Annotated in this window: 25 protein-coding genes; 24 read left to right on the top strand and 1 reads right to left on the bottom strand. The window is 38.4% G+C overall.

From position 1 onward, the window contains the following. Positions 1-70: 70 nt before the first annotated feature. The 22 genes from icd (at position 71) to I5435_RS16675 (ending at position 22,887) form a co-directional block, all read left to right on the top strand. Positions 71-1,333 carry an NADP-dependent isocitrate dehydrogenase gene (gene icd, locus I5435_RS16780; protein ID WP_024363807.1) on the top strand — a complete coding sequence of 421 codons (1,263 nt, stop codon included), beginning with the start codon at positions 71-73 and terminating at the stop codon, positions 1,331-1,333. 178 nt (positions 1,334-1,511) lie between these two features. After that, positions 1,512-2,450 carry a malate dehydrogenase gene (gene mdh, locus I5435_RS16775; protein ID WP_024363808.1) on the top strand — a complete coding sequence of 313 codons (939 nt, stop codon included), beginning with the start codon at positions 1,512-1,514 and terminating at the stop codon, positions 2,448-2,450. 188 nt (positions 2,451-2,638) lie between these two features. After that, positions 2,639-3,079: a MaoC/PaaZ C-terminal domain-containing protein gene (locus tag I5435_RS16770; RefSeq protein WP_024363809.1), complete on the top strand. Its 441-nt coding sequence runs from the start codon at positions 2,639-2,641 to the stop codon at positions 3,077-3,079. Positions 3,080-3,134: 55 nt separating this feature from the next. Further along, entirely contained in the window at positions 3,135-3,851 is a 717-nt protein-coding gene (locus tag I5435_RS16765) for a response regulator transcription factor (RefSeq protein WP_024363810.1), read from the top strand. Further along, positions 3,848-5,401 (top strand): two-component system histidine kinase PnpS, encoded by a 1,554-nt coding sequence (gene pnpS / locus I5435_RS16760; protein ID WP_025220303.1) that lies wholly within the window; start codon positions 3,848-3,850, stop codon positions 5,399-5,401. The genes I5435_RS16765 and pnpS overlap by 4 nt, the downstream gene beginning before the upstream one ends. A gap of 243 nt (positions 5,402-5,644) precedes the next feature. Then, entirely contained in the window at positions 5,645-6,010 is a 366-nt protein-coding gene (locus I5435_RS16755; RefSeq protein WP_024363812.1) for a CidA/LrgA family holin-like protein, read from the top strand. Next, positions 6,007-6,726 (top strand): LrgB family protein, encoded by a 720-nt coding sequence (locus tag I5435_RS16750; protein WP_024363813.1) that lies wholly within the window; start codon positions 6,007-6,009, stop codon positions 6,724-6,726. Before I5435_RS16755 ends, I5435_RS16750 begins: the two co-directional genes overlap by 4 nt. A 135-nt stretch (positions 6,727-6,861) precedes the next feature. Beyond that, positions 6,862-7,848: an FtsH protease activity modulator HflK gene (gene hflK, locus I5435_RS16745; protein ID WP_337982638.1), complete on the top strand. Its 987-nt coding sequence runs from the start codon at positions 6,862-6,864 to the stop codon at positions 7,846-7,848. After that, positions 7,848-8,849 (top strand): protease modulator HflC, encoded by a 1,002-nt coding sequence (gene hflC, locus I5435_RS16740; protein ID WP_024363815.1) that lies wholly within the window; start codon positions 7,848-7,850, stop codon positions 8,847-8,849. The genes hflK and hflC overlap by 1 nt, the downstream gene beginning before the upstream one ends. Positions 8,850-9,213: 364 nt before the next feature. Then, positions 9,214-9,645: a hypothetical protein gene (locus I5435_RS16735; RefSeq protein WP_025220300.1), complete on the top strand. Its 432-nt coding sequence runs from the start codon at positions 9,214-9,216 to the stop codon at positions 9,643-9,645. Positions 9,646-9,855: 210 nt separating this feature from the next. Continuing rightward, complete coding sequence (polA, locus tag I5435_RS16730; protein WP_337982637.1) at positions 9,856-12,483, top strand: DNA polymerase I; 2,628 nt, start codon at positions 9,856-9,858, stop codon at positions 12,481-12,483. Positions 12,484-12,494: 11 nt separating this feature from the next. Continuing rightward, entirely contained in the window at positions 12,495-13,367 is an 873-nt protein-coding gene (gene mutM / locus I5435_RS16725; protein ID WP_024363818.1) for a bifunctional DNA-formamidopyrimidine glycosylase/DNA-(apurinic or apyrimidinic site) lyase, read from the top strand. Between the two features lie 13 nt (positions 13,368-13,380). After that, entirely contained in the window at positions 13,381-13,974 is a 594-nt protein-coding gene (coaE, locus tag I5435_RS16720) for a dephospho-CoA kinase (protein WP_024363819.1), read from the top strand. Between the two features lie 379 nt (positions 13,975-14,353). After that, positions 14,354-15,376 carry a glyceraldehyde-3-phosphate dehydrogenase gene (locus I5435_RS16715; protein WP_025220297.1) on the top strand — a complete coding sequence of 341 codons (1,023 nt, stop codon included), beginning with the start codon at positions 14,354-14,356 and terminating at the stop codon, positions 15,374-15,376. 169 nt (positions 15,377-15,545) lie between these two features. After that, positions 15,546-16,016 (top strand): transcriptional regulator NrdR, encoded by a 471-nt coding sequence (nrdR, locus tag I5435_RS16710; protein ID WP_024363821.1) that lies wholly within the window; start codon positions 15,546-15,548, stop codon positions 16,014-16,016. A gap of 18 nt (positions 16,017-16,034) precedes the next feature. After that, positions 16,035-17,408: a replication initiation and membrane attachment family protein gene (locus tag I5435_RS16705; RefSeq protein WP_337982636.1), complete on the top strand. Its 1,374-nt coding sequence runs from the start codon at positions 16,035-16,037 to the stop codon at positions 17,406-17,408. Positions 17,409-17,432: 24 nt separating this feature from the next. Further along, the gene (dnaI, locus tag I5435_RS16700) at positions 17,433-18,362 is read left to right on the top strand and encodes a primosomal protein DnaI (protein ID WP_337983876.1); all 930 of its coding nucleotides are present in this window, start codon (positions 17,433-17,435) and stop codon (positions 18,360-18,362) included. 393 nt (positions 18,363-18,755) lie between these two features. Continuing rightward, complete coding sequence (gene thrS, locus I5435_RS16695; protein WP_337982635.1) at positions 18,756-20,690, top strand: threonine--tRNA ligase; 1,935 nt, start codon at positions 18,756-18,758, stop codon at positions 20,688-20,690. A 394-nt stretch (positions 20,691-21,084) separates the two neighbouring features. Then, positions 21,085-21,588, top strand: a complete 504-nt coding sequence (gene infC, locus I5435_RS16690) for a translation initiation factor IF-3 (protein WP_024363824.1) — start codon at positions 21,085-21,087, stop codon at positions 21,586-21,588. Positions 21,589-21,619: 31 nt separating this feature from the next. Beyond that, complete coding sequence (gene rpmI, locus I5435_RS16685; RefSeq protein WP_024363825.1) at positions 21,620-21,820, top strand: 50S ribosomal protein L35; 201 nt, start codon at positions 21,620-21,622, stop codon at positions 21,818-21,820. A gap of 58 nt (positions 21,821-21,878) precedes the next feature. Further along, on the top strand, positions 21,879-22,238 hold the full coding sequence (rplT, locus tag I5435_RS16680; RefSeq protein WP_024363826.1) for a 50S ribosomal protein L20: 360 nt from the start codon (positions 21,879-21,881) through the stop codon (positions 22,236-22,238). A 376-nt stretch (positions 22,239-22,614) separates the two neighbouring features. Continuing rightward, positions 22,615-22,887: a DUF1294 domain-containing protein gene (locus I5435_RS16675; protein ID WP_024363827.1), complete on the top strand. Its 273-nt coding sequence runs from the start codon at positions 22,615-22,617 to the stop codon at positions 22,885-22,887. 43 nt (positions 22,888-22,930) lie between these two features. Here the strand turns inward: I5435_RS16675 and I5435_RS16670 are convergent, their stop codons facing one another. Further along, positions 22,931-23,326 carry a hypothetical protein gene (locus tag I5435_RS16670; RefSeq protein WP_024363828.1) on the bottom strand — a complete coding sequence of 132 codons (396 nt, stop codon included), beginning with the start codon at positions 23,324-23,326 and terminating at the stop codon, positions 22,931-22,933. A gap of 104 nt (positions 23,327-23,430) precedes the next feature. Between I5435_RS16670 and I5435_RS16665 the strand changes: the two genes are divergently transcribed. Together I5435_RS16665 and I5435_RS16660 are read left to right on the top strand one after the other, a co-directional pair. Further along, positions 23,431-23,916, top strand: coding sequence for a dUTP diphosphatase (locus I5435_RS16665; protein ID WP_024363829.1), 486 nt, complete (start codon positions 23,431-23,433; stop codon positions 23,914-23,916). A 108-nt stretch (positions 23,917-24,024) separates the two neighbouring features. Beyond that, positions 24,025-25,113: a M42 family metallopeptidase gene (locus I5435_RS16660; protein WP_024363830.1), complete on the top strand. Its 1,089-nt coding sequence runs from the start codon at positions 24,025-24,027 to the stop codon at positions 25,111-25,113. Positions 25,114-25,241: the final 128 nt, after the last annotated feature.

Below are 25,241 nucleotides of genomic sequence, written 5' to 3'. Positions count from 1 at the left end.
ATGCTAGAATATTTGGGACTGTGTTACCTATAACACAGTCCTATGATTATGAATTTAGGAGGCAACATCAATGTCAAACAAAATTGTAGTTGAAAACGGCGTACTTAATGTACCAAACAACCCAGTAATCCCATTCATCGAAGGTGATGGAATCGGTCCAGATATTTGGGCAGCAGCATCTCGCGTAATTGACGCAGCTGTAGAAAAAGCTTATAACGGCGAAAAGAAAATCGAATGGTTAGAAGTTTTAGCTGGTGAAAAAGCATTCAACCAAACAGGTGAATGGTTACCACAAGATACTTTAGACAAAATTAACGAATACCTAATTGCAATCAAAGGTCCTCTTACTACACCAATCGGTGGTGGTATCCGCTCTCTAAACGTAGCATTACGTCAACAACTTGATTTATATGTTTGCTTACGTCCAGTACGTCACTTTGACGGAGTACCTTCTCCAGTTAAACGTCCAGAAGACGTTGATATGGTTATCTTCCGCGAAAACACAGAAGACATCTACGCAGGTATCGAATTCGAATCAGGCTCTGAACAAGCTCAAAAAATCATCAACTTCCTACAAACTGAATTTGGTGTTAACCAAATCCGTTTCCCAGAAACTTCAGGTATCGGTGTAAAACCTGTATCTAAAGAAGGTACTGAGCGTTTAGTACGTTCTGCTATCGAATATGCAATTAAACATAACCGTCCTTCTGTGACTTTAGTTCACAAAGGAAACATCATGAAATTCACTGAAGGTGGATTCAAAAAATGGGGTTATGAATTAGCTGAAACTGAATTTGCTGATCAAACATTCACTTGGAACCAATATGATGCAATCAAAGCTGACCAAGGTGAAGAAGCAGCAAACAAAGCACAAGCTGAAGCTTTAGCAGCTGGTAAAATCTTAGTAAAAGATTCAATCGCTGATATCTTCTTACAACAAATTTTAACTCGTCCAACTGAGTTTGATGTAGTAGCTACAATGAACTTAAATGGTGACTATATTTCTGATGCATTAGCTGCTCAAGTTGGTGGTATCGGTATCGCTCCAGGCGCGAACATTAACTACGTAACTGGTCACGCGATCTTCGAAGCTACTCACGGTACAGCTCCAAAATATGCTGGCTTAGATAAAGTTAACCCATCTTCAGTATTACTTTCAGGTGTATTAATGCTTGAACACTTAGGATGGCAAGAAGCGGCTGATCTAATCACTAAATCTGTAGAGAATACAATCTCTTCAAAAGTTGTAACTTATGACTTCGCTCGTTTAATGGACGGCGCTACAGAAGTGAAATGTTCAGAATTCGCTAACGAACTAATTAAAAACCTATAATTTTTACGAAATAGCGTAAAAATGATCACTGTAACAATCCGGAATGTGTCAACAGACGTTTGTTTCATGTAAAATTGGTTTGCTACAGTAATATTAGTACCTGGTTTAATCGAGGGAGAGAGAATTTATTCTCCTCCCTTTTTTAGCATATATCCTAAAATAAAAGGAGCGTATTCAAATGACTTTGAAACGTAAAAAAATCTCAGTAATCGGTGGCGGATTCACCGGCGCAACTGCAGCTTTTTTAGCAGCACAAAAAGAACTTGGCGATGTTGTATTAGTCGATATCCCACAAGCTGAAAATCCAACAAAGGGTAAAGCTTTAGATATGTGGGAAGCTGCGCCAATACAAGGTTTTGATTCTTTTGTAAAAGGTACTTCTAACTATGCAGATACTGCTGATTCTGATGTAGTCATCATTACTGCAGGTGTCGCACGTAAACCTGGCATGAGCCGTGACGACTTAGTTCAAATCAACCAAGGCGTTATGAAAACTGTTTCAAAAGAAATCGCTGCTCATTCACCAAACGCAACCATTCTCGTATTGACAAATCCTGTTGATGCGATGACTTACACAGTATTTAAAGAAACGGGCTTTCCAAAAAACCGTGTAATCGGACAATCAGGTGTACTTGATACCGCTCGATTCTGTGCTTTTGTAGCTGAAGAGCTAAACATCTCTGTAAAAGACATTACTGGTTTTGTATTAGGTGGTCATGGTGATACAATGGTACCACTTACTCGTTATTCTTTTGCTGGTGGTATTCCTTTAGAAACTTTAATCGCTCCAGAACGTTTAGCAGCAATTGTAGATCGCACGCGCAATGGTGGTGCAGAAATCGTCAACTTACTTGGTAACGGTTCCGCATACTATGCTCCAGCAGCTGCACTTGTTGAAATGGCTGAAGCAATCATTAAAGATCAAAAGCGTATACTTCCATCTATCGCCTACCTAGAAGGTGAATATGGTTACAATGATATTTATTTAGGAGTACCAACATTACTTGGTGCAAACGGTATTGAAAAAATCTTTGAACTGGCATTAACGGATGAAGAAAAAGCTGCATTAGATAATTCTGCTGACGCTGTCAAAGCAGTTATGAAAGTTTTAGCTTAATCAAAGTTTATGAAATCGAGTAAGATTCATTCTTACTCGATTTTTTTATGCAGAAAAATATTAAAAAAAGCCACTTTTGTACTTTATACTATGCCTAGTTATAAAATGGTTATTCTGCTTTTCGTTGTACTTTTAGAATAAAATTGATACTATGAAGGTAGTATGATAGAAAAGGGGTTGGCGTATCTTTGCTTCAAAAGAACAGTAAGCTTGGTCTCACTATTGATGAAATTACAGTTGGCGAGAAAATTCATATTACTGAAAAAATAGAAGATAAGGATTTATTGCTTTATTTAGGACTTACAAATGATAGTAATCCATTATATATTCAACATGAATATGCAGCGATGACGCCTTTTAAAAAGCCAATTGTACCAACTATTATGTTAAATGGCATAATTACGTCAGCTGTCTCAAAGTATATACCTGGACCAGGAGCGCGTATTATCGAACAACATTTAACGTATTTAGGACCACTCTATCATTATGAATTATTTGATACGTTTTTAGAGGTAACAGCAGTTAACAAAGTACAGAATACTATTACTGTATCTGTGCTCTCCTATAATGAACAAAAGCAGCTTGTAATTGAAGGTACATTGCTGGTGACACCACCACTGGCATTATAGCGAGCGTCTTAAGATTTGAAATGGGGGTTTCAAATCACTAACGGAGGCAATATACATGACAAAGACAATTTTAGTTGTAGAAGATGAGTTTTCTATTGCGACCTTATTAAAATATAATTTAGAACAGGCTGGCTATTTAGTTGAGACGGCAGCCGATGGTTTAGAAGGGCTAAATAGAGCCATGGAAATTCAGCCCGATTTAATCCTTTTGGACTTAATGCTTCCAAAGTTAGATGGTATGGAAGTTTGTAAGCAAATTCGTCAACAACGAATGAATACACCGATTATTATGTTAACAGCAAAAGATGATGAATTCGATAAAGTACTTGGTTTGGAATTAGGGGCTGACGATTATATGACAAAGCCTTTTAGTCCACGTGAAGTATTAGCACGTGTTAAAGCGGTTTTAAGACGCTTTACACAAAATGTTGTGATTGAGGATAAGGATGCATCTCAAGAAAAAATGTACGAATTTGGACAATTACGCGTATTTCCTGAGCGTTTTGAAGTATTTTTACAAGAGGAAGCACTAGAATTTACACCGAAAGAATTTGAGTTGCTTATTTATTTACTCGAAAACAAAAACCGTGTCTTAACGCGTGATCAGCTTTTAAGTGCTGTCTGGAAGTATGATTTTGCAGGCGATACTCGTATTGTAGATGTGCACATTAGTCACCTCCGCGATAAAATTGAAGAAAATAGTCGTAAACCGATGTTTATTAAAACAATTCGTGGTCTTGGCTATAAATTTGAGGAGCCGAAAACTTCATGAAATCAATGAGTAACCGCTTATTCTTGACATTCATGCTCTCACTCGGAACGATTCTAGCTGTCCTAATGATTGTTATAGGTCAGCTTTTTCCTGTTTATGTAGAACAATACAAAGAGCAGGCGAGCTCATCAAGTCAAGAAGCAATCGAAAAAGTACTAGAGGAACGTCAAATTACTTTATCTGAGGAAGATAAAAAAGCATTAGTTGCATCTCAAACAATCGAAATAAAGGACTCGCTCTTGTCATACGTGCGTGCCCGTCTGTATGGTGTTTTAGCAATATTATTTACGATTACGCTGCTATTAATAGCCGTTGTAAGTCGTTACATGATTGTGAATTTCACCGCACCGATTGATAATGTAACCGAAACGGCACTTGAATTAGCAAAAGGAAATTACCGTGCTCGTGCACACGAGAATGAGCAGGAACGCATGATGCCTCTTAGTCATTCCATCAATATTTTAGCGCGTAATTTACAGGATATTACGACGATTCGTGAAGTAGAAGAAGAAAGGCTAAAAACGTTAATTGAAAACATGGGCAGCTCACTTATGATGATTGGACGTGAGGGGAATATTTCAATCGTCAATCGCGTGTTTTTAGAGCGCTTTGGTATGCAACTTGAGGATGTACAAGGAAAAGTTTTTCGTACAATTGGCTTACCGAAAACGCTTGAGCAATTTATAGACCATGTATTTTTAACAGAAATGCCCTATCGCCAACAAATAAAAATGGAAGTACAGCAGGAGTTATATAATAAAGAAGTGTACGGTGCTCCTGTTATTGGCGACCACGGACGTTGGCTAGGCGTTGTCATTGTTATGCATGATATAACAGAGCTTGTACGCTTAGAGCAAATACGGAAAGACTTTGTAGCCAATGTATCACACGAACTGCGTACGCCGATTACATCCATTAAAGGCTTTTCTGAAACACTGCTTGATGGTGCATACAAGGATGAAAAGATGCTGCTGTCTTTTTTAGAAATTATGCATAAAGAGAGCAATCGTCTTCAAATGCTCATCCAAGATTTATTAGAGTTATCTAAAATCGAGCAACATGGTTTCACGGTAAATATTATGCCTATGGGCTTGCAGGATGTACTGATACGTGGAGCAGAATTAACAGGGCCACGACTCGATGAAAAAAATATGAGCTTTCATGTGGATATTGCTCGTGATGTGGAAGTAATGGGGGATGCAAATCGCGTTATTCAAATTGTAACGAATTTAATCACAAACGCCATCACCTATTCACCTGAAGATACAACCGTCACGATTCGCTTGAAGGAAAATGATATGTATGGAATTATTGAAATTGAAGATGAAGGTATAGGGATTGAAAAGCATGAAATTGCACGTGTCTTTGAACGTTTTTATCGTGTCGATCGTGCACGTAGTAGAAATTCGGGTGGAACCGGTTTAGGGCTAGCCATTGTTAAGCATTTAGTGGAGGCACATCATGGGCGAATTCAGGTAGAAAGTAAAGTAGGGGTTGGCACAAAAATGATTGTAATGATTCCTAAAAAATTAACAAATTCTTTACAATAATTATATGTAGGATTCAAAATAGAGGGCTATACTGTTTTATAGAAACCCCCTATTTTGTGAAGACGAAAATAATGAAGAAAAAATCTTGATAACTTGTATGAAGATTTTTATGGTTGCTACTTTAGCTTTCGCCACAGAAGAATCTATTTCCAAATTTATTTTGGGGATAGATTTTTTCTGTTTTACACGTAGTAGATTTAGGTGTAAAGTATAGTAGCATAAAAAATTGAGAGAAGGTTGACCATGAAAATCGTCAAAAGTTTCGTGCAAATTGGCTATCTTTATATAATATTATTTATTGGGAATAGCATTGCTCGTTTACTTCACTTGCCGATTCCCGGTAGTATAATTGGACTTATTTTATTATTTTTAATGTTACAGTTTCATCTTATTAAATTAGAATGGATTGAGTTAGGCGCAGGGTTATTACTTAGTGAATTGTTATTATTTTTCATACCTTCCGCGATAGGTATCATTGATTATGATGCATTATTCGGTATACAAGGCGTGAAAGTAATACTTGTTATTTCAGTCAGTGCATTTGTAGTAATGTTAGTGACAGGTTATACTGCGCAGTGGTTAGAGAGAAAGAAGGGTGATGCTGCATGAACATAGTGATTGCTGTCATCAGTTTATTAGGGACCATTGCGATTTTTTATGCTTGCAAAGCGCTCTATCAAAAGTTTCGTAAAGAATGGCTTACGCCAATTTTGATTAGCCCGTTAGTTATTATTTTATTGTTGCTAGTAACTGGTACATCCTATGAATCTTATAATGCAGGGGCTGATATTTTATCGAATTTATTAGGGCCTGCAACCGTTGCATTTGCTGTACCGATTTATAAAAATTTTGATCTATTAAAAAAACATGCATTTGAAATTGTCCTTAGCATTGCAATCGGATCAGCCGTTGCAATCGCTTCTTCCTTTATTATAGCGTTAGTAGTTGGGCTAAATGATGAGCTAGTTCATAGCTTAGTGCCACGGTCTGTCACAACGCCTATTGCGATGGATATTTCCAATATGATAGGTGGTTCACCTACGCTTACTGCGGTTTTTGTTATGACAACGGGTATTTTAGCTAGCCTACTTGCACCAATCGTGATGCGGATATGTCGTTTCCAAAAGCCATCTGCAAGAGGGTTAATGCTTGGCATGGGTGCGCATGGAACGGGTACGTCAAAAGCATTTGAATTAGGGGAACTAGAAGGTACTTTTGCTAGTTTAGCGATGATTGTAGCTGCCCTAATAAGCATCGTGTTGTCAGCTACATTTTTCCCAGTGTTAGAACATTTCGTTATGAATATCCTGTTACCTTCACGGTGACGGGATATTTTTTTTGTAATTGTATGTGTGCCAGTCACTCAAACAATTTATCTAATTTTACTTTATGAAATTATTTTGAATCTTTTTATGAAATATCCCGTATACAATAGTACTAAGCATAAGGGAGGAACAGACATGAGTGTGAAAAGGACACTAATGATGGTAGGGCTTGGGATTTTCGGCATTGTAGCACTAATCGCTGTATTTACTTCATGGTACACAGTCGATGAATCGGAGCAAGCAGTTGTCATCACGTTTGGCCGTGCTGATGAAACGGTAACAAATCCAGGTTTACATTTTAAATTGCCTTGGCCTGTACAATCCGTCGAGATTTTGTCAAGAGAAACATTTAGTTTACAGTTTGGCTATAAGCAAAATAAAGAAGGTGAATTGGAAGCTTATGATGCTGAAACGAAAATGATTACAGGTGATGAATATATTGTTTTAACAGATCTTGTAGTGCAATGGAAAATTACAGATCCTAGCAAATACTTATTTAATGCACAAAATCCAGAAGAAATATTACATAGCGCTACATCAAGCGCCATTCGCTCAATCATTGGTAGTTCAACAATTGATGCTGCGTTAACAGATGGAAAAGCAGATATTGAAGCCGAAACAAGAGAATTGCTTGTTTCACTTATAGATAAATATGATATTGGGATTGGCGTATTAGGTGTCAAATTACAGGATGTAGAATTACCGAATGCGGAAGTACGTGCGGCATTTACTGCAGTAACAGATGCACGCGAGATGAAAAATACAAAAACGAATGAAGCGCAAAAATATAAAAACCAACGCATTAGTGAAGCGAAGGGTGAAAAAGATGCCATCATTTCAAAAGCAAATGGTGCGAAAACAGCTCGTATTGAGCAAGCTCATGGGGATGTCGCAGTCTTTAATAAAATGTATGAACAATATAAAGGTAACCAACAAATTACGCGAGAACGTTTAATTTTAGAAACGCTCGAAAATGTTCTTCCGAAGGCACAAATTTATATTATGAATGATGATGGTAGTACGATGAAGTATTTGCCATTACAAGCATTACAACCAACAGCACAACAGGAGCCAAAAGAACAGCAGGCACCAACAGATAAAAAAGAAGGGAGCGGTAATTAATGGACCAGAAAAATAAAGATCTTGAAAAATTTCTAAATTTTTTATCAGGGAAATCAAAAAATACTGCTCCAAGTGATGGAGACAATGTTATTAAGATGTCAAAAAAGGGTCCGTTGAATCCTAAAAAATACATTTCTCTTGTTGTCACATTAACTGTTGTTTTTGCTATTGCCATTATTCTTTTTGCTAATGTATATATCGTAAAAGAATCTGAATATGCTGTTGTTCGACAATTTGGGGAAGTAGTAAAATTTGAACGTGATCCAGGGCTTAAAATGAAAGTACCATTTATTCAAAGTGTAACAACGCTACCCAAAAATCAAATGACCTATAATATTTCAGAGGAAGAGATTAATACAAAGGACAAAAAACGTATCATTATTGATAATTATGCAGTATGGCGCATTACAGACCCGAAAGCACTAATCTCCAATGCGGGTACGCTGACGAAGGCAGAATCTAGAATGGAGGAGTTTATTTATTCTGTCATTCGAACAGAGCTTGGTCAACTTAAATACGATGAAATCATTAATGATGAAAATTCCTCTCGAGGTAGTTTAAATGATCGTGTAACAGCACGTGTGAATGAATTATTGCTAAACGATAAATACGGAATTGAAGTAGTAGATGTACGTATCCGTCGAACGGATTTGCCAGCAGAAAATGAGCAGTCTGTATTTACGCGTATGGTTTCAGAACGACAATCAACTGCACAACTATATTTATCAGAAGGTGATGCGGATAAACGCCGTATCGAAGCACAAACAGATAGAGAAGTGCAAGAAATGCTAGCAACAGCCAATAAAGAAGCAGCATTGATACAAGCGGAAGGAGAAGCGGAGGCAGCGAAAATTTACAATAGCTCCTTCTCTAAAGACCCGGAATTTTATTCGCTCTACCGTACGTTAGAATCGTACAAGAAAACAGTTGGTGAGGATACGGTGATTATCTTGCCGTCTACTTCACCGTATGCAAAAGTGTTATCAGGCTATATAAAGTAATACTGGAATCCTTGCAGGGGTTAATAAAGAATATACTAAATATAATAGATAGTACTAGTTGTTAGGAGCTAAGCGGTGACTTCTGCTCAGAACGCACACAGTGTAAGACGCGGGCATTCCGCGCGTTAGCGAGGGTTGCGGCTTACTGTGCTGAGCGGAAAGTACCGCTGAAGTGGACAATAACGGCGCAGCAAAAAAGTGTTAGATTGACGACAATCAATCTAACACTTTTTCTCTTTTGACCTTGTAGTAATGCTAGTATCCAAACTATGAAATTAATTCTAACAAATAATTGGTTGTGTTATAGACTGCTATTTTCTGATAAAATGATGTTGTTTAGAAATGATAGATGGGGGTAATAGCTGTGAAACTAACCATTAGCACGTGGCTCCAAAACTTAGGGATTGCTTGTAGCATCGCATCGTTTTTTACACTTTTCTTTCGTATATCTGATTTTGCTTGGATGACGAACAGTGTTTATCATATACCGGTATTTTTTGTTATTTTATTTTTATTAGGATTAGTCATTGCAGAGGATGTACGCAAAGCTTCTAAAAAAATATTTTGGTACGAGAAACGGCAAGAGAAACGCCCAATTTGGCAGGTGGGCATTGGTTTTATTTTCTTCCTCGCGCAAATCGGCGTAGTCATGGTGTTTAGTGCAGGACTAACACAGTTAAAACTAGGCGGTATGCCGCTATTTTTTGTTATTGCTTTTATGAATGCTTTCATGATGACCGTTATTTATGAGGAAATTTTCTTTCGTAAAGAAAGAGCTAAAAATGTTAGTCAATAAGAGTAGAGTCGATTGCATGTGCAATTGACTTTTTTTATGGATTTAACGGAAAATACCATGGAATGTTGCGTGATTTTAATTTTTCAACTGATCTGCGTCCCTATGATTGGTAAAAAGTCTGTTTTCCCGATAAAGTAGAGGAAAGAGGCATTTTCAAACATACGTTTTCGTTTTACAATGAAAAGAACGACGACTTCAGGAGGAAATAAGATGACTAAGAATAAATTACTATTACTAGACGGTAATAGTTTAGCTTACCGCGCTTTTTTTGCATTGCCACTGCTGACAAATGATAGCGGTATTCATACCAATGCAGTGTACGGCTTTACAACGATGTTGCAACGAATTTTGGAGGAAGAACAACCGACGAAGATGCTCGTTGCTTTCGATGCAGGTAAAACGACATTTCGTCACGATACATTTACGGAATATAAAGGTGGCCGTCAAAAAACGCCACCAGAACTTTCAGAGCAGTTTCCTTATATTCGCAAACTGATTGATGCTTATGGAATTAAACGCTATGAACTAGACATGTACGAAGCGGACGATATTATTGGCACATTGGCAAAAGAAGCAGCAGGACAAGATATGGAAGTAATTATCGTGTCAGGAGACCGTGACCTTACCCAGCTCGCAACGGATAAGGTAACAGTGTATATTACGAAAAAGGGCATTACGGAAATCGAAAAAAACACACCTGCATTTATCGAAGAAAAGTATGGCTTAACACCTCTTCAAATTATAGATATGAAAGGTTTAATGGGGGATGCCTCTGATAATATTCCTGGAGTACCTGGTGTTGGCGAAAAAACGGCTGTTAAATTGTTAAAAGAGCATGGCTCAGTTGAGGCACTGTATGAAGCAATGGATACGTTAAAGGCTTCCAAGATGAAAGAAAAGCTTGTTGCCAATGAAGAGCAGGCATTAATGAGTAAAAAGCTTGCTACAATTTTTACTGAAGCACCGATTGATTTAACGTTAAATGACCTTGCTTATGGTGGACCTAACGAAGAAGAACTAATTAGTGTGTGGCAGGAGCTCGGCTTCAAATCGCTACTAGATAAAAGTAATTTTACTGTGGAAGAACACCAACAGGCACCATTTGCTTTTGACATTGTACAAGAAGTGAAGCCAGAGCACTTAAAGGACGTTATGGCGATACATGTAGAGTTAGAAGATGAGCATTATCATACTTGTCAGCCACTAGGTATTGCTTTAACGGATGGCACAGCTACGATTTATGTGCCATTTGAAGTGGCTTCTACATCTGATTTGCTAAATCGATGGTTAGAAGACGCTACGAAGATTAAATATATAACAGATACGAAGGCAGCACAGGCGGCTTTAAAGCGTGTAGGTATTCGTTTAGCAGGGGTGGAGTTTGACCTATTGCTTGCATCCTATATTAATAACCCTGCACTTAGCGGTGATGATGTGGCAACACTTGCAAAAGATTTAGGCTATCGAGAAGTACAAGCAAATGAGACGGTCTATGGTAAAGGAGCAAAACGTGCTATACCAGCAAGTGATGTACTAGCTGAACATGTTAGTCGTAAAGCGTTTGCTGTGTGGACATTACAACCTAAACTAGAGGCATTGTTAAAGGAAAATGAACAGTTTGAACTGTATAAAAACTTAGAACTACCACTTGCGTCGATTTTAAGTGAAATGGAAAGTGAAGGGATTACAGTAAATCGTGCCACACTTGAAACGATGGGGCAGGAGCTAAATAATAAATTAGTAGTGATTGAGCAGGAAATTTATGCGGAAGCGGGCGAAGCATTCAATATAAATTCACCAAAGCAATTAGGCGTTATCCTTTTTGACAAGCTAGGTTTACCAGTGATTAAAAAAACGAAAACAGGTTATTCCACAGCAGCAGATGTGTTGGAAAAATTAAAGCCAGAGCATGCCATTATCGAGCATATTTTACTGTACCGTCAGCTCGGTAAGTTACAATCAACGTATATTGAAGGCTTGCTAAAAGAAATTCATAAAGAAGACGGAAAAGTACACACACGCTTCCAACAGGCATTGACGTCAACAGGTCGACTAAGCTCAACGGACCCTAACCTACAAAACATTCCAATTCGTTTAGAGGAAGGGCGAAAAATTCGTCAGGCATTTGTGCCATCACAAGAAGATTGGATTCTTTTCTCTGCGGATTACTCTCAAATTGAGTTGCGTGTACTTGCTCATATGTCAGAGGATAAAAACTTAGTGGAAGCTTTCCGTGAAGGCATGGATGTTCATACACGTACCGCGATGGATGTTTTCCATGTAACCGCAGAAGAAGTTGATAGCAACATGCGTAGAGCTGCCAAGGCAGTTAACTTCGGTATCGTGTATGGCATTAGTGATTATGGATTATCACAAAATTTAGATATCACACGTAAGGAAGCAGCCGTTTTTATTGAGAAATATTTTGCCAGCTTCCCTGGTGTAAAAAACTATATGGATGAGATTGTCCAAGATGCAAAATTTAATGGTTTTGTCACAACGTTATTGAATCGTCGTCGTTATTTACCAGATATCACGAGTTCGAATTTCAATCTACGAAGCTTTGCAGAGCGCACAGCGATGAATACGCCGATTCAAGGAAGCGCGGCAGATATTATTAAAAAAGCAATGATTGATATGGATGCTCGCTTGAAAAAGGAAAACATGCAAGCAAAACTTCTTTTACAGGTGCACGATGAATTAATTTTTGAAGCGCCTAGAGAAGAAATTGCCTTGCTCGAAAAAATTGTACCAGAGGTTATGGAAAATGCCATTGAGTTGATTGTTCCATTGAAAGTGGACTTCAACTATGGGGCAACTTGGTACGAAGCAAAGTAAGGAGGGGTAAAATGCCTGAATTACCAGAGGTAGAAGGTGTCGTGCAGGCATTAAAGCCGGAAGTTGAAGGTCGCACAATTAAGCAGGTTCAACTGTCAGAAATTGTCCGCTTTTCTTATGATGAAGGAAAGCAATGTATCGTTAAGCAAGCTGAGCCCGATGCATTTGAAATGGCATTATCTCAAATGACGATTACGAAGATTGAGCGCCGTGCTAAATATATATTTTTTCATTTGGTGAAAGAAGATGTGTCCTATGTATTAGTCAGTCATTTAGGCATGACAGGTGCATGGTTTATCGTCAACACGCCTGAAGAAATCAATGAAGAAAAATTTAAAAAGCATATCCATGCGACTTTTCAAATGGCAGATGGTGGCTATTTAATTTATTCAGATATTCGCCGTTTTGGTGAGTTGCGATTTTTAACGAAAATTGAAGATCATGCGCCACTGACAAAAATGGCGCCTGAACCGTTTGATGAGATAGCATGTGATTATTTTATAGCCAAATCCATGCTACCGAAATACGAGAAAAAGGCTGTTAAAGAAGTCATTATGGACGGACAAGTGATTTCGGGCTGTGGCAATATATATGCGACAGAAGCATTATTTGCTCAAAAAATTCACCCAGCCCGCAAAATGAACCGCATAAGTGAAAAACGAAAACGTGCACTTTTTGGGGCAATTGTTGACGTCCTGCGTCAAAGTATTGAAGCGGGAGGTTCAACGATTTCGGATTATCGTAATATTAATGGCGAGGCAGGAAGCATGCAAAATCGATTACAAATGTACGGTAAAAAGATATGCCCAGTGTGTGGAACAGGGACGAGTCAAATGACAATTGGTGGACGTACATCTGTATATTGTCCAAATTGTCAACATTAAAGGGGAATTTACTATGATTATCGGACTAACAGGAAGTATTGCAAGTGGTAAAAGCACAGTCGCCAAAATGATGACAGCGCTTGGATTACCGATTGTCGATGCAGATGTTGTAGCACGTGATGTTGTGGAACCAGGAACGGAGACGTTGGCACTTATTGTCCAAAATTTCGGTGCAGACATTTTACTTGAAGATGGCAACTTAAATCGTCCAAAGCTTGGTGATATTATTTTTCATGAGCCGGCGAAACGCAAAATTTTAAATGATATTATGCATCCTGCTATTCGTCAGGAAATGTTACGCCAACGCGATGCATATATAGAGGCTGGACAAAAGCATGTCGTGATGGATATTCCATTACTGTTTGAAAGTAAATTGGAGCATTTTGTAGAGCGAATACTTGTTGTTTCAGTTAGTGAAGAGGTGCAACTTCGGCGATTAATGGAGCGCAATCAATTATCAAAGGAAGATGCGCTAGCTCGTATGCATTCACAGTTACCCATGTCTGTGAAAGAAAAAAGTGCACATGCGGTGATTTACAACAATGAAAATTTACAACAAACAGAAGAGCAGTTAAAGAAAATTCTGACGCATTGGGGCGTACTTTAGTCAAAAAGCGCAACGTTAATTACTACACAGAGAAGCTCCAAAAAGGCATCGAGAGATTATTCTTGATGCCTTTGTTATTTTTCACCTTTTTGTACCACATCTTAGGCTAGTTGGCGTGCTCGCCCAGAGAAGAAATCAACCAGTTTGTAGCCAAAGGCATTCTAGGCACAGCAATTATTGCTGTGCATTTTTTTGTTTATAAGCGTAATAATAAGCATGAAGTACTGAATTTTTTTATTTCAAAAAAGGTGCTATTTTTCAGAAAATAAGAACTTTTTCATTATGGATATATAATGTTCATCTTTTTTAAAATTGTGTTATACTAATTAGCATAAAGTATATAATGAATATGAGTATGCACTCACAGGAGGATTTTATAATGACAGTATCAGTTGCTATTAACGGTTTCGGACGTATCGGACGTATGGTTTTCCGCCAAGCGATCGTACAGGAAGGTTTAAATATTGTTGCAATTAACGCAAGCTACCCAGCGGAAACGTTAGCACATTTGATTAAGTATGACACAAATCACGGAACATTCGAAGGTACGGTTGAACCAGCAGACGATGCTTTAATTGTAAATGGTAAACGTGTCCAAATTATTAGCGAACGTGATCCATTAAAATTACCATGGGCTACAATGGGCGTGGATATTGTAATTGAAGCAACTGGTAAATTCAATGATCGTGAGAAAGCAGCAATGCACCTTGAAGCAGGCGCAAAGAAAGTAATTTTAACAGCTCCAGGTAAAAACGAAGATGTTACAATTGTTTTAGGTGTAAATGATGAAAAGCTTGATGTTGAAAAACATGATGTTATTTCAAATGCTTCTTGTACAACAAACTGCTTAGCACCGGTTGCAAAAGTGTTAAATGATACTTTTGGTATCGAAAGCGGTTTAATGACAACAGTTCACGCATATACAAATGACCAAAAAAACTTAGATAACCCACATAAAGATTTACGTCGTGCGCGCGGTTGTGCACAATCGATTATTCCAACATCTACAGGTGCTGCAAAAGCATTAAAATTAGTGTTACCAGAATTAGAAGGCAAAATTCACGGTATGGCACTTCGCGTTCCAACACCAAACGTATCACTAGTTGACCTTGTTGTAGATTTAAATACAGATGTGACAGTTGATTCAGTTAATGCTGCATTTGTCAAAGCGGCAACAGAAGGGCCGATGAAAGGTATTTTAAACTTCTCAATTGAGCCGCTTGTATCTGCTGATTACAATACAACAACATACTCATCTACAGTTGATGGACTTTCAACAATGGTGATGGGTAACCGTAAAGTAAAAGTACTTGCTTGGTACGATAATGAGTGGGGCTATTCTGCACGTGTTGTAGACCTAGTGCAAAAAGTTGCAAAAGCGCTAGAAACAGTTAACGCATAATGAACGCTATTGGCACATTGAAATCTTATGGTTTCAATGTGCTTTTTTTTGCAAGTTAGGATGTAATGCAAATTGTTTGAGTGCCTGGCACCAAATGAACTTTTCTTATTTGTAGGAAATTTGTTATAATACAAATATCAAATTGTTGTGGAATCAGGAGAGTAAAAATATGAGATGTCCTTCTTGCCAATTTAACGGAACACGCGTAGTGGATTCGAGGCCAGTAGATGATAATAAAGAAATTCGTAGACGTCGTGAATGTGAGTCATGTGGCTTTCGTTTTACAACGTTTGAAAAAATTGAAGAAACACCGTTAGTCGTTGTGAAAAAAGAAGGCTCACGGGAAGAGTTTAGCCGCGAGAAGGTGCTGCGTGGTCTTATTCGTGCTTGTGAAAAACGTCCGGTTGCTTTAGATGTTTTAGAGGGACTTGTTCTATCTATTGAAAAAGACCTTCGCCGTATTGGGAACGCTGAGGTACGATCAGAGGATGTAGGAGAAATGGTGATGGATCGTTTGGCAAAAATTGATGAGGTGGCCTATGTTCGATTTGCCTCGGTTTATCGTCAGTTTAAGGATATCAATGTATTTATTGAGGAAATAAAAGAAATTATTCAACGTCAAACAGAGCAAAAATCTTAGGAAAAACAGAGAGGGTGAATGACGTTGATTCATTTGTATAAAGAATTGCAGCCCGCAGATACTTTTGACATTCGTCTACCTCATGCGCTTTCCACGATGGAACGTCAATTAGTAACATTATTTTATCAACCTCTAACGGGTGCTGAACCAATCAGTCTTTATTTAACACTATGGGCTGAAGCAGAGCAAATGCCAAAACAGCAAATGAATCATTATTATTTAATGAATGTGCTAGGACTACCAATCGGTAAAGTGTTCGAAGCACGTATTGCACTTGAAGCAATCGGTTTGTTACGTACTTGGAAAAAAGAAGAGGAAGAACAGCGAAGCTTTTTATATGAGCTTATGCGCCCGCTTGATGCAGATAGTTTTATGAAAGATCCTTTATTATCAATGTTTTTGTTTAGTAAAATCGGAGAGCAGGCGTATCGGAAATTGCGCCAACGTTTTATTCAGCCTATAAGGGGTACAGAATATAAAGATGTATCACGCGCCTTTATGGATGTTTTTAAACCGGTTAATACCAATATTCCTACCGATTTGCAGGGTGGCATTGATAGCAAAGAAAATGCACAAAAGGTCTACCCGTTTTATTTTGAGCAATTTGATTTTGAGTTGCTACAGGCAGGTTTATCTGACCAGTTAGTACCCGCAAATTTGCTGACGCTTGAAGTGCGGGAAACAATTGCCAAATTAGCATTCCTCTATCATTTAACGGCATTGGATATGCAAAAGGTTGTTATTTTAGCGCTTGATGATGAGTTAGGTATTTCACAAGAACGATTACGAAAAGCGGCAGCCGATTTTTATAAGCTTACTGTTTCAAAAGAGCCACCAAAGCTTGCCAAAGTATATACTCCACCGGTTGAGGAAGATGCTGTTCAAAAAACCAAAGATCAGGAGTTGCAACATTATTTAGAGTCAACACCTCCTGTCCAAGTGTTGCGAGATATTAATAACGGTAAAGAGCCATTGCAAACATCTGTACAATTAGCTGAGAGCTTAATCGTGCAACATGGGATGCCGGTAGGCGTGGTTAATGCACTACTTGAATATGTCATGCTATCTACGGATATGAAACTACCTAAAAAGTATGTGGAAACCATTGCCGATCACTGGGTGCGAAAAAACATTAAGACGGCGAAGGAAGCAATGGAACTTGCACGTCAAGAACATGATAAATATACAACGTGGAAAAATAAACCACAGGCACCAGCTAAAAATAATAATCAGTATGTCAAAGGACGAGCAAATAATCAGCGTAAGGAAAAAGTACCTGAATGGTTTTATAAACGCAATGAGCAACCAGACGAGAGCGCTTCGTCCAGTACAATGGATTTTGAAAAAGAGCGCCAAAAAATATTAGCAATGCTTGGAAAAAGCGATAAGTAAAGTAGGTGAACGGTAATCGAACCAATTAATAAAGCATTAAAAAGAGCTATTAATGTACCATCATTTCAAGAGCGATATGAGGCGATGAGGCGAGAGATTTTAGAACACCCTCGTGTGCAGGCCTTTTTAGCAGAACACGCAGATGAATTAAGCTACGATGCTGTTGAGCGCAATTTACCAAAGCTACATGAATTTATTAGTCAATCGACAGTGTGCTGTGGTTGTGATCATACAGCGCATTGCACCAATTATTTAAAAGGTTTTATTCCGACATTACGGGTTGTACGCAATACGGTTGAAATTGATTACGTGCGCTGTGAACAAAAGGTACGTGAGGATGAACGTCGGGATGTTGCCAATATGATTGCTAGTATGCATATGCCAAAAGATGTGTTACAAGCGACAATCCAAGATTTAATGATTGATGATGAATCACGTGTGCTTATCGCGCAACGGGCGGCACAATTTGTTAAGAAAACAGAGGAAACAGGGCAGTTGCCAACGAAAGGCTTTTATTTATATGGGAAGTTTGGTGTAGGGAAATCCTTTGTGCTTGGTGCACTTGCGAATGAACTGGCTTCCAAAAAAATCCGTTCAGTGGTCGTTTTCGTACCCGAATTTTTACGTGAAATGAAAAATGCAATCGGTGATAATACGCTAAATGAAAAAATAGATTATGTGAAAAAAGCGCCGGTATTAATGCTTGATGATTTAGGGGCAGAAACAATGTCAGCTTGGACACGCGATGAAATTTTAGGGACAATCTTCCATTATCGAATGGCAGAACAATTGCCAACATTCATTACCTCTAATTTTAACTATGATGAATTAGAGCATCACTTAGCGCAGTCTCAAAAAGGGGATATTGAGGTCGTAAAGGCTGGCCGTATTATGGAACGTGTGAGAGCTTTGACGGAGCCTATAGAAATGCGTGGCAAAAATCGACGTTTATAACATTGACAGTTGCATTTTATGACAATCGAGCGTATACTGTCTCATATACTATATAGCACAATGCAATGATGAGGACATGAATTTTGTGTAACGGCTTTTAGAGAGGGAAGTCATCGGCTGTAAGCTTCCTAGTTTGGACACATTATTTACTACCTACTGAGCAGCGAAAGGGCATATCTTTCGCCGGTCCCTAGCCCGTTAGCTAGCCTTGAGCTTCGTCTGATGATTTTATCGGAAGGAAGAAGGGTGGAACCACGAGCATACGCTTCGTCCCTTTTGTGAGGGACGGGGCTTTTTTGTTTTTCAGGGTTTTTTGTGCAAGCTTACGTTAACCATAAGATTCGCTGCTTCATCATGCATCACTAAATTTAACCAAACAAGGAGTGCAACAAAATGTCAGACATGATTAAATTAACGTTCCCAGATGGCGCTGTAAAGGAATTTGCAAAAGGTACATCTACTGATGATGTGGCATTATCTATTAGCCCAGGACTTCGTAAAAAAGCTTATGCAGGGAAAGTAAATGGAGAATTAGTAGACTTAAAAACACCAATTGAAGAAGATGCAACAATTGCCATTATTACACAAGATGATGAGGCAGCATTAGAAATTCTTCGTCACTCAACAGCCCATTTAACAGCACAAGCGATTAAACGCCTATTCCCTGAAGTAAAACTTGGTATTGGTCCGGTTATTGAAGGCGGCTTCTACTACGATATTGATGCACCAACACCAATTACTGCTGAAGATTTACCAGCAATCGAAAAAGAAATGAAAAAAATTATTGCTGAAAATCTAGAAGTAGAGCGTAAAAACGTTAGCCGTGCAGAAGCACAAGCAATTTATGAAGAAATTGGCGACGAATATAAATTAGAATTACTTGAAGCGATTCCTGCTGATGAGCAAGTGTCTATTTACTACCAAGGGGAATTTTTCGACCTATGTCGCGGTATTCACGTACCATCAACAGGTAAACTACGTGAGTTCAAATTATTATCATTAGCAGGTGCTTATTGGAGAGGGAACTCTGATAACAAAATGCTACAACGTATTTACGGTACAGCTTTCTTCAAAAAAGAAGAATTAAAACACCATCTTCAAATGTTGGAAGAAGCAAAAGAACGTGACCACCGTAAAATCGGGAAAGAATTAGAATTATTCACTACTTCTCAAAAAGTAGGTCAAGGTTTACCACTTTGGTTACCAAATGGTGCAACAATCCGTCGTGTGATTGAACGTTATATCGTAGACAAAGAATTATCGCTTGGTTATAAACATGTCTATACACCAGTACTTGGTTCTAAAGAGCTTTACCAAACTTCTGGTCACTGGGATCATTACCAAGATTCCATTTTCCCACCAATGGAAATGGATAATGAGACATTAATTATGCGTCCGATGAACTGTCCGCACCATATGATGGTTTACAAAAACAGCATGCACTCTTATCGAAATTTACCATTACGTATTGCTGAACTTGGAACAATGCACCGTTATGAAATGTCGGGCGCTGTTTCAGGGTTACAACGTGTACGTGGGATGACGTTAAATGATGCACATATCTTTGTTCGTCCAGACCAAATTAAAGCAGAGTTCCAAAAAGTTGTGCAGTTAATTTTAGAAGTGTACAAAGACTTTGATTTAAAAGATTACTCCTTCCGTCTGTCTTACCGTGATCCAGCAGATACAGAGAAGTACTTTGATGACGATGCAATGTGGGAAAAAGCACAAAGCATGTTAAAAGAAGCAATGGATGAGCTTGGCTTAGATTACTTTGAAGCAGAGGGTGAAGCGGCGTTCTATGGCCCTAAACTTGACGTACAAGTAAAAACGGCCATTGGTAAAGAAGAAACGTTATCAACTGTACAATTAGACTTCTTATTACCAGAACGCTTTGACTTAACATATGTAGGTGAAGATGGTAAACCACATCGTCCAGTCGTTATTCACCGTGGTGTTGTGTCAACAATGGAACGTTTCGTTGCCTTCTTAATTGAGGAATATAAAGGGGCATTCCCAACTTGGTTAGCACCAGTACAAGTAGAAGTAATCCCAGTATCAAACGAAGCGCACTTCGACTATGCGAAACAAATCGAAGAGCAGTTGACAGCAGTTGGATTACGTGTTGAAATGGATGACCGTGAAGAAAAACTAGGGTACAAAATCCGTGAAGCTCAAATGAAAAAGATTCCTTACATGCTTGTTATTGGCGATAAAGAAGTTGAAGCTAACGGTGTAAACGTGCGTCGTTACGGCTCAAAAGATTCAGAAACAATTGCATTCGAAGACTTCTTAGCGAATATTAAAGCGGAAGTTGCACGTTTTTAATTGAATAAAGTACTTGATTATCTATAATTATTTGTACTATAATGACGTATAAACTGTAAGTGTATTACACATACTAATTATGAGATTGTAAAAATATTTGACAATCTAAATTGTACATGCTAATATAATTAAGGTTAATGAATACAAAGTTTGTGGTTGAAGTAGAGGCTGCCCGCTTCTCACCTGATACAACGCTTAGGCTGTGAACAGGTATGACACGTTGAATTGTTTTGCGTACATTTACGCATGCACATATAGCGGGCGGACATCTTCAAAAATGTCCGTCCTTTTTTTATGGACATGACAAGAGGATGTACCGTTCAACCGGGCAAGGCTTTGCCCAAACCATGTATTCGCGACAACTACTTGGAGGTGGATTACTATTAGCAAAGACATGTATGTAAACGAAGGCATTCGCGCACGTGAACTTCGATTAATCGATCACAATGGTGACCAGCTTGGTGTAAAGACACGTAACGAAGCGCTAGAAATCGCCACTCGTGTAAACTTGGATCTTGTCCTTGTGGCCCCTCAAGCCAAGCCGCCAGTCGCTCGTATCATGGACTATGGTAAATTTAAGTTTGAACAGCAAAAGAAAGACCGTGAAATTCGTAAAAATCAAAAAGTCATCGTGATGAAAGAGGTTCGCTTGAGCCCAACAATCGATGAACATGATTTCCAAACGAAGCTACGTAATGCGATTAAATTCCTTGAAAAAGGCGATAAAGTAAAATGCAGCCTACGTTTCAAAGGTCGTGCGATTACACACAAAGATATTGGTCAACGTGTGTTAGATCGTTTTGCTGAAGCTTGTGCTGAAGTATCTACGGTTGAACAAAAACCGAAGATGGAAGGCCGAAGCATGTTCTTAGTTCTTCAACCAAAGAACGAGAAATAATATTAGACGAACAGTTTAGGAGGAATTCGACATGCCAAAAATGAAAACTCACCGTGGAGCTGCGAAACGTTTCAAAAAAACGGGTTCAGGTAAATTAAAATATGACCGTGCTTACGGAAGCCACTTATTCGCAAACAAATCTACGAAACAAAAACGTCACCTACGTAAAGGTAAAGTTGTATCATCTGGTGACTTCAAACGCATCAAATCATTACTTGTTTACATGAAATGATTGACTACACAAAATAAACTAATATTCATTTTTTAATGAAAAGCAGGAGGTAATTCATATGCCACGCGTAAAAGGCGGAACAGTGACGCGCAAACGTCGTAAAAAAGTATTGAAATTAGCTAAAGGTTACTATGGTTCTAAACATACATTATATAAAGTTGCTAACCAAGCAGTAATGAAATCAGGTCAATATGCATACCGTGACCGTCGTCAGAAAAAACGTGATTTCCGTAAATTATGGATCACTCGTATCAACGCAGCTGCTCGCATGAACGGTCTTTCTTACAGCCGTTTAATGCACGGTTTAAAAGTTGCTGGTATCGAAGTTAACCGTAAAATGTTAGCTGACTTAGCTGTAACAGATGCTGCAGCATTCACACAATTAGCAGAAGCTGCTAAAAAAGCAGTAGCGAAATAAAAAAGAGCGACTAAGTCGCTCTTTTTTATTTCTGCCCCGAAAGCAAAGCGACAGGGGCAAAATAAATAAATTTCTGCCCCGAAAGCAAAGCGGCAGGGGCAAAATAAATAAATTTCTGCCCCGAAAGCAAAGCGGCAGGGGCAAAATAAATAAATTTCTGCCCCGAAAGCGGAAGCGACAGGGGCAAAATATAAATAAATTTCTGCCTCGAAAGCGGAAGCGGCAGAGGCAAAATAAGGTTTCAGCCTCGAAAGCAAAGCAACAGAGGCAAAAGATATTTGGCATTGAAGCGAAGCGACAAGTGCGAATAAATTAGTGTATAGTGAAGACTGGTGGGGTTATTTCATCAGTCTTTTTTACATAGGAGGTTGTTCTAATGGCTCAAGCTTTACTTGCCTATATGGCAATTGTTTCAGTTGTATTGCTTGTTATGATGGGCATGGATAAATCGCGCGCAAAAAAGCATGAGTGGCGCATTGCGGAACGTACGTTGTTTACCTTGGCAATTGCAGGAGGGGCTGTTGGTGGCGTATTAGGTATGTATTTATTCCGTCATAAAACACGCCATAACAGTTTTGCGTTTGGCTTTCCATTGATTGCAGCAATTCAAATTTTTATAATCGTGCAATTATGGAGTAGCTCATTATAAAAAACTTAAATTGTGTAGAATTGTGTGAGTGCCTGGCACATCCTCATGAAGAGGATGTGTCACGCATAAGTTGTTCAATGGGTTGCTTCCAGTTGATTTTAGCGTTAGGATAGTTAAATAAAATTTCTTGTTGGAGATATTCGAAGTCACTCCTTGTAAATCCTTGTAAAGTTGCAGTGTCGCGGGCACCAACGAAAATTGTAACGACCTCAAACGCATCTTCGGTCGTACCCAAGTATTTTTCACCTTCAAATAGCGCACCCTTAAAAGAAATAAAGAAATTCTTTCGAACATTTTTTACGTCATCATAAAAGTAATATTGGCCTTTTTCATAGGCTTCATCGAGTTTTCGTTTAGGATCGGTTATATATCGAATCGCTTTATAGAATACATAGATAATAAGCGCAATCACTGCAAGTCGAATAAGTAATGGTAACATTTAAAAAATTCCCCCTTGAAGAAAGGTTATTCCTACCTATACGATTGGGGGAGACATTTAGTTTCACTTTATACAAAAAAATTTTAGAAATTTAGGAGAAAAAAATGAACTTACAACAATTATTTACGATGCAAAAAGAACTTGATGATTTTATTGCAAAAACACAAAATATTGAACACGATGTCTTTAAAGAGAAAGGCTTGGCGTTAATGGTTGAGCTTGCGGAGCTTGCCAATGAAACACGTTGCTTTAAGTTTTGGAGTACGAAAGGACCATCAGCGCGCGAAGTAATTTTAGAGGAGTATGTGGATTCAATTCACTTTATTTTATCGCTAGGGCTACTTAAAGGCTATACGGCTATAGAAAAATGGCCAGTTGTGGAAGAGAAGCGTGATTTAACTGAGACATTTTTAATGACACAAAACTATATATTAACATTTATAAGCCATCCAACAGAGCATAGTTATGCAGCAATTTGGCAATGCTATGGGTTACTTGCATATAACCTCGGTTTTACATTTGAGGATGTTGTGTCAGCGTATATTGAAAAAAACGAAGAAAATTATAATCGCCAACGAAGTGGCTATTAATTTACTAGACTAAAAAGTAAAAAAAACATCAATTTTCAGACGACTCACTAGGAATATTTCGGTAAACGAAGTATAATAGAGGGGATACAAGATGTAGGAGGCAAAAGGATGACACAACTAGATTCAACTTTGCAAATGTTTAAAGATTTAACAGATGCGAACGGCATTGCAGGTAACGAGCGTGCACCACGCGAAGTTATGAAAAAATACATCGCACCATACGCAGATGCTGTAGAAACAGATCATTTAGGGAGCGTCATCGCTAAAAAAGTAGGCGATGAAAACGGCCCTAAAATTATGGTAGCAGGCCATTTAGATGAAGTAGGCTTTATGGTCACTCAAATCGATGATAAAGGATTCATCAAATTCCAAACAGTGGGTGGTTGGTGGAGCCAAGTAATGCTTGCGCAACGCGTGACAATTACAACACGCAAAGGTGAAGAAATTATTGGGGTAATCGGTTCTAAACCACCTCATATTTTACCAGCCGATGTACGTAACAAAGTGGTAGACATTAAAGATATGTTTATCGACGTGGGTGCTGCTTCTAAAGAAGAAGTACTTGAATGGGGAGTATGTCCTGGTGACATGGTAACACCTTATTTCGAATTCAATGTAATGAAAAATGAGAAGTATTTATTAGCAAAAGCATGGGATAACCGTATTGGCTGTGCGATTGCCATTGATGTCATGAAGGCTTTAAAAGATGAAAAACATCCAAATATCCTATATTCTGTAGGGAACGTACAAGAAGAAGTAGGTCTTCGTGGTGCGAAAACAGCAACTCATAAAATTCAACCAGATATCGGTTTTGCTGTTGATGTTGGTGTTGCAGGGGATACACCAGGGGTAACACCGAAAGAATCGACTAGTAAAATGGGTGCAGGTCCACAAATCGTTGTCTACGATGCATCTATGGTTTCACACCGTGGTTTACGTGAATTTGTTTTAGATGTGGCGGATGAAAACAACATTCCATATCAATTTGAAGCAATGGCTGGTGGCGGCACAGACGCTGGTTCTATCCATGTTACAGCTAATGGTGTACCTGCTTTATCAATCGGTATTGCGACACGTTATATCCACTCACACGCAGGGATTTTACACCGTGATGACTACGATAACGCTGTGAAGTTAATGGTTGAAGTGATCAAAAAATTAGACCGCGATGCAGTAAACAAAATAACATTTGATTAATCATGGAAAGATCTAAATAGATATACCGTAGTTTTGCCTTCTAACTAAAAAGTTAGGAGGCTTTTTATAATCCACTTATATTGTAAAATTAATATTGGATCTTCATTGGAAAATGAAATTATTGTAGT

The sequence above is a fragment of the Lysinibacillus sp. C5.1 genome (genome assembly GCF_016350185.1).
GTDB lineage: Bacteria > Bacillota > Bacilli > Bacillales_A > Planococcaceae > Lysinibacillus > Lysinibacillus sphaericus.
The sequence above is the reverse complement of the archived record's forward strand: the minus strand, read 5'-3'. Positions and strand labels throughout refer to the sequence as shown.

Coding starts and splice junctions, on each gene's coding strand:
- I5435_RS16750 (WP_024363813.1), top strand. CDS start 6,007: ATGAACATAGTGATTGCTGTCATCAGTTTATTAGGGACCATTGCGATT.
- I5435_RS16665 (WP_024363829.1), top strand. CDS start 23,431: ATGAACTTACAACAATTATTTACGATGCAAAAAGAACTTGATGATTTT.
- I5435_RS16765 (WP_024363810.1), top strand. CDS start 3,135: ATGACAAAGACAATTTTAGTTGTAGAAGATGAGTTTTCTATTGCGACC.
- hflC (WP_024363815.1), top strand. CDS start 7,848: ATGGACCAGAAAAATAAAGATCTTGAAAAATTTCTAAATTTTTTATCA.
- polA (WP_337982637.1), top strand. CDS start 9,856: ATGACTAAGAATAAATTACTATTACTAGACGGTAATAGTTTAGCTTAC.
- mutM (WP_024363818.1), top strand. CDS start 12,495: ATGCCTGAATTACCAGAGGTAGAAGGTGTCGTGCAGGCATTAAAGCCG.
- mdh (WP_024363808.1), top strand. CDS start 1,512: ATGACTTTGAAACGTAAAAAAATCTCAGTAATCGGTGGCGGATTCACC.
- I5435_RS16675 (WP_024363827.1), top strand. CDS start 22,615: ATGGCTCAAGCTTTACTTGCCTATATGGCAATTGTTTCAGTTGTATTG.
- thrS (WP_337982635.1), top strand. CDS start 18,756: ATGTCAGACATGATTAAATTAACGTTCCCAGATGGCGCTGTAAAGGAA.
- I5435_RS16660 (WP_024363830.1), top strand. CDS start 24,025: ATGACACAACTAGATTCAACTTTGCAAATGTTTAAAGATTTAACAGAT.
- I5435_RS16755 (WP_024363812.1), top strand. CDS start 5,645: ATGAAAATCGTCAAAAGTTTCGTGCAAATTGGCTATCTTTATATAATA.
- infC (WP_024363824.1), top strand. CDS start 21,085: ATGTATGTAAACGAAGGCATTCGCGCACGTGAACTTCGATTAATCGAT.
- I5435_RS16715 (WP_025220297.1), top strand. CDS start 14,354: ATGACAGTATCAGTTGCTATTAACGGTTTCGGACGTATCGGACGTATG.
- rplT (WP_024363826.1), top strand. CDS start 21,879: ATGCCACGCGTAAAAGGCGGAACAGTGACGCGCAAACGTCGTAAAAAA.
- nrdR (WP_024363821.1), top strand. CDS start 15,546: ATGAGATGTCCTTCTTGCCAATTTAACGGAACACGCGTAGTGGATTCG.
- hflK (WP_337982638.1), top strand. CDS start 6,862: ATGAGTGTGAAAAGGACACTAATGATGGTAGGGCTTGGGATTTTCGGC.
- pnpS (WP_025220303.1), top strand. CDS start 3,848: ATGAAATCAATGAGTAACCGCTTATTCTTGACATTCATGCTCTCACTC.
- rpmI (WP_024363825.1), top strand. CDS start 21,620: ATGCCAAAAATGAAAACTCACCGTGGAGCTGCGAAACGTTTCAAAAAA.
- I5435_RS16705 (WP_337982636.1), top strand. CDS start 16,035: ATGACGTTGATTCATTTGTATAAAGAATTGCAGCCCGCAGATACTTTT.
- icd (WP_024363807.1), top strand. CDS start 71: ATGTCAAACAAAATTGTAGTTGAAAACGGCGTACTTAATGTACCAAAC.
- coaE (WP_024363819.1), top strand. CDS start 13,381: ATGATTATCGGACTAACAGGAAGTATTGCAAGTGGTAAAAGCACAGTC.
- I5435_RS16670 (WP_024363828.1), bottom strand. CDS start 23,326: ATGTTACCATTACTTATTCGACTTGCAGTGATTGCGCTTATTATCTAT.